Below are 3,527 nucleotides of genomic sequence, written 5' to 3'. Positions count from 1 at the left end.
GAGCATTGCCACGATGAGATACATAATTAAGCGGATTTCCAACCGTGCTGGCATTAACAAAGACATTCATCCACACCAACTCAGGCACAGCTATGTAACCCATTTATTGAATAATGGAGCACCTCTCGATGTTATTCAAAGCTTATTAGGTCATGAAAAAAGTGAAACTACCCGGATTTATGCCCAATTAAGCGGAAGCATCAGACAGGAATGTTATAGGAAGTATTTTTAGCAATAAAAAAGCAATGCAGTCGAGATGCGTTGCTTTTTTCACTCTTGCACCTCGTTAGTTCAATAAGGATTTATTCTGTGGAAATAGTTATTTTCTAGTAACATTTAATTCCTTCTAACTTTGACTTATTGTAAAATTAATCTAAAAAGATTCGAGGTATTTAATGATTAAAGGAAATTCTTATATTCTAGTTTTCTCCGTGCTTATCTTTTTAATAATACTACTTGTTTCAACTACACCCATAATAATTAAAACTTTACTTATTATGGTAACGATTGGGTTCCTATTTCCTATTATTAGAAAAATTCTGTTTAAAGATGAATTTAGAAAAATTAAAGTAGCTTTCTATTCATCATTGACCTTTACAATTGGATTATTTCTAATTTCTTTTCTAAGTTCTATTATTGAGGAACAAACTATTAATTTAAATGGAGAGTCATTTATTTTTATTATTATTGTGATGATTTATAGTTTAATTGGAAATTTCGTTTATGGCTTACCTGTCTCACAAATTGCAGAATTTATCTCAATGAAGTTTATCAATATTCGTTTCTGGCTATCTGGATTAATCCATATTGGATTTGGGTTCGGTACATACTTTATTGCCCCAGATTTCTCAATACCTGCAATAATTTGTTCAATAATCTTTTTTTCTCTTGATGAAATTACTAAAAAATATTCGACTTCTTATTGAACTAACCTGCCCGTTAGTTCAATTCTCCTGCATTGGATCAACGAAATGTATTATCATTTTATAATTGATAAAAAATAAGAGAAAAATATGATGAGGTCCGTTATGAAAAAATCCATTCTAATATTTATATCCTGTTTTTTCCTTGTTCCATTTACTCCAATTAAAGCAGAAACCGTAACTAACAATGATATACAGTTACGTGATGACTTGATTTTCATTATGCTTTATCCCTCAATTCAACAGGAATTGAAGAAGCAATATGGCGAAATCAAACAAAATCACTGTGGTGAAATAATCCAAATAATGAAGTTGCCAATAGGCAGTTACTTATTCAATGTCACTGTTCAGGTAACAACATTTGAAGGTGCTCACAGTCCTCCCAATGATTTAGTCACGATTACTTTTAGTAATGAAAAAACCATAGAGTGGCAGGCTATTGATTTCAAAAGAAGAAGGTTAAAGCCAAACGAAATAACCATATGTAGGCATCCTTTGTAAAAAGGGTGTTTTTTCATCGGATATTCTTCAACTAAACTGCCACTTTAGTTCAATAAGAAAAGGCTGCCGTAAAAAAGCAGCCCGATCTTCAACAAAAGCACCCGCTAGCTCAATAAAAAAAAACCTACTTCAACTTGAGATAGACTTAATTTAATTCCTTTGAATACTGGTTGTTTCGTATAATAAAAACATTTAATCCCATCATATGGAGTATTTCTACAAACCAAATACGATAGCATTTAATGAACGTGTTTCTGCCGTTAATGTGGTAGTAGCATTAGCACGTTGGAAAAATTCTAGCGTTACTGTGTATGTGTTTGCCCCTGCAAGAGCTCCATTATCTGCCCAAGTATTAGGAATATGTTCCCTACGAGTCGAAGCACCAGGCATGCCAGTTCTATTTCCACTTTGTTGAAAAGTTTGAGTTACTAATAATACTCCATTTCTTCTTAATCGAGCACGTACTCCATAGTCAAAGGTAGTATTTCCAGCTGCAAGTGTAAAGGCTAGTTGAACAACATAGTCTAATTTAACATTTTGGAGATCAAAAGTAGTAGTTACTGGAAGTGTCAGAACGATGGTTTCAATTCCAGCACCAAATGGTATAGCTAAAGAACCTTCTGTTTGTGTGAAAAAGAATTCGTTTTGAGGAGATGGAGAGGTGCAACAACAACAATTTCCCATATTATTTCTCCTTTCTTTCAAGATACTTGTCCATTTTTCATAGCGAATAATCCCACCATAATACGATAGGATTAGACGGGGTTAAAACAAATGATGTCGCTCTATTTAATTTATGGTTGGTAATGAACGGTTAAGCAATATTTCCCAATGGCAGAAGCGGTATCAATTGATACAGAAGCGATATCATCAAAAGTTTGTGAAATGGTGTTTCCCACAGGAACCGTAAGCACAGTTGTTCCTCCTGCACTATCGGTTACAGTAGCTGTTATAGTGGGCGGAGTACCCCGATCATAAAAAATACTCACCGTTCCTGATATAAAAACGGTCGGTTCCTTAGTGTAAACGGTCAAGGGTACGGCAGCAGTAGTTGTGTTAAAATTACCACATATTTCGTCGGTCACCAAAGGGCGATCTGGACAACAATTACCACCACACATAAATATCTCTCCTTTCTAAAAGGATAGCTTCCCTAAGCCTATACCTTTCAATCTTTAGATGAAATAAAAGCCTATAACTCGTATATTGTATACCATATGAAATCCTTTTAGTTTTGCTTGAGCGTTTATCCATAGGTGCAGAGATATGAGTATTTAATACAGGGGTTTTTAGGTATATGACCAATCTGGACGGGCTACTCTTTCATATTATGAATTATTGATACCATGAAAAGGGGAGGATAGCAGTCGTGCACAGATATAAAATAAAACAAAATGTTTGTCCAATTGCTTGTTCTAATGTTTTTCACAAAAAACCAAAACTCATAACACCAATACCAAGACCCTTTAAACCCCGGCAAAAAAAGAAGCGGTTAGTACAAAATGAAATTTGTGGGAACATTAAACAAAATTGTAACGGTGAATTTGTAACATACTGGCGATCTTTTGGAATAACTCCTCTTCCATCTGGGTCTGTTACAGTCCTTAATATGAGTAATTGTATAATGTCAGTTAGGACTGATTTAGATGGTGACGGTATCTCAGAGACTATATTATTTACGTTAACAGAAAGAGACCAGTCAAAATCTATTACCCTAGGAACCATCTCAAATCTTGAGGTTAGTTGTGAAGGCGTTGCAAATGAAATGTGTAGGGGAAAATTTTGTATCGAGATACATTATGAAAAGTAGCGTTTACCAGAAGATCCTAAATCTTGTTAGTTAAAGATAGGAGAATTATGTAATTGGTATAATAAAATGCCACCAATTATGGCAGCTGGCTCTTCAATAAAAGCAGCCCGTAAGTTGAAGAATCTAATCGATCTTATGGTCCTTTTCAATAAAGGATATTCTTTTTCACCACACCATAACACAAACTGTTTTTTCTTCAACTCCCTCAGTTTGATACGAATATCTCTCGAATGCTCACTTATTCGCAGGATTTCATAACCCTTGTAATTGGATTTACGGGTAAATGAAGTGAG

The 3,527-nt window shown here is 34.5% G+C and carries 7 protein-coding genes; 4 read left to right on the top strand and 3 right to left on the bottom strand.

Features of this window, described 5'->3' with window-relative positions:
* The 3 genes from ACIQAA_RS32325 to ACIQAA_RS32315 all read left to right on the top strand — a co-directional run.
* Positions 1–232 (top strand): tyrosine-type recombinase/integrase (locus ACIQAA_RS32325; RefSeq protein WP_402628002.1); only part of this gene is annotated, 232 nt, incomplete at its 5' end.
* A 163-nt stretch (positions 233–395) separates the two neighbouring features.
* Complete coding sequence (locus ACIQAA_RS32320; RefSeq protein ID WP_402628000.1) at positions 396–926, top strand: hypothetical protein; 531 nt, start codon at positions 396–398, stop codon at positions 924–926.
* Between the two features lie 102 nt (positions 927–1,028).
* Positions 1,029–1,424, top strand: a complete 396-nt coding sequence (locus ACIQAA_RS32315; RefSeq protein ID WP_402627998.1) for a DUF3888 domain-containing protein — start codon at positions 1,029–1,031, stop codon at positions 1,422–1,424.
* Between the two features lie 216 nt (positions 1,425–1,640).
* Here the strand turns inward: ACIQAA_RS32315 and ACIQAA_RS32310 are convergent, their stop codons facing one another.
* The gene (locus ACIQAA_RS32310) at positions 1,641–2,108 is read right to left on the bottom strand and encodes a hypothetical protein (RefSeq protein WP_402627995.1); all 468 of its coding nucleotides are present in this window, start codon (positions 2,106–2,108) and stop codon (positions 1,641–1,643) included.
* A 110-nt stretch (positions 2,109–2,218) separates the two neighbouring features.
* Positions 2,219–2,545: a DUF3992 domain-containing protein gene (locus ACIQAA_RS32305; protein WP_402627992.1), complete on the bottom strand. Its 327-nt coding sequence runs from the start codon at positions 2,543–2,545 to the stop codon at positions 2,219–2,221.
* A gap of 248 nt (positions 2,546–2,793) precedes the next feature.
* Here ACIQAA_RS32305 and ACIQAA_RS32300 point away from each other — a divergent pair, with 248 nt between their 5' ends.
* On the top strand, positions 2,794–3,234 hold the full coding sequence (locus ACIQAA_RS32300) for an S-Ena type endospore appendage (RefSeq protein WP_402627990.1): 441 nt from the start codon (positions 2,794–2,796) through the stop codon (positions 3,232–3,234).
* A 26-nt stretch (positions 3,235–3,260) separates the two neighbouring features.
* Here the strand turns inward: ACIQAA_RS32300 and ACIQAA_RS32295 are convergent.
* Positions 3,261–3,527 (bottom strand): hypothetical protein (locus ACIQAA_RS32295; RefSeq protein WP_402627987.1); only part of this gene is annotated, 267 nt, incomplete at its 5' end.

The sequence above is a fragment of the Neobacillus sp. NPDC093182 genome, assembly GCF_044754045.1.
This window is presented reverse-complemented; position numbering and strand designations above follow the sequence as displayed.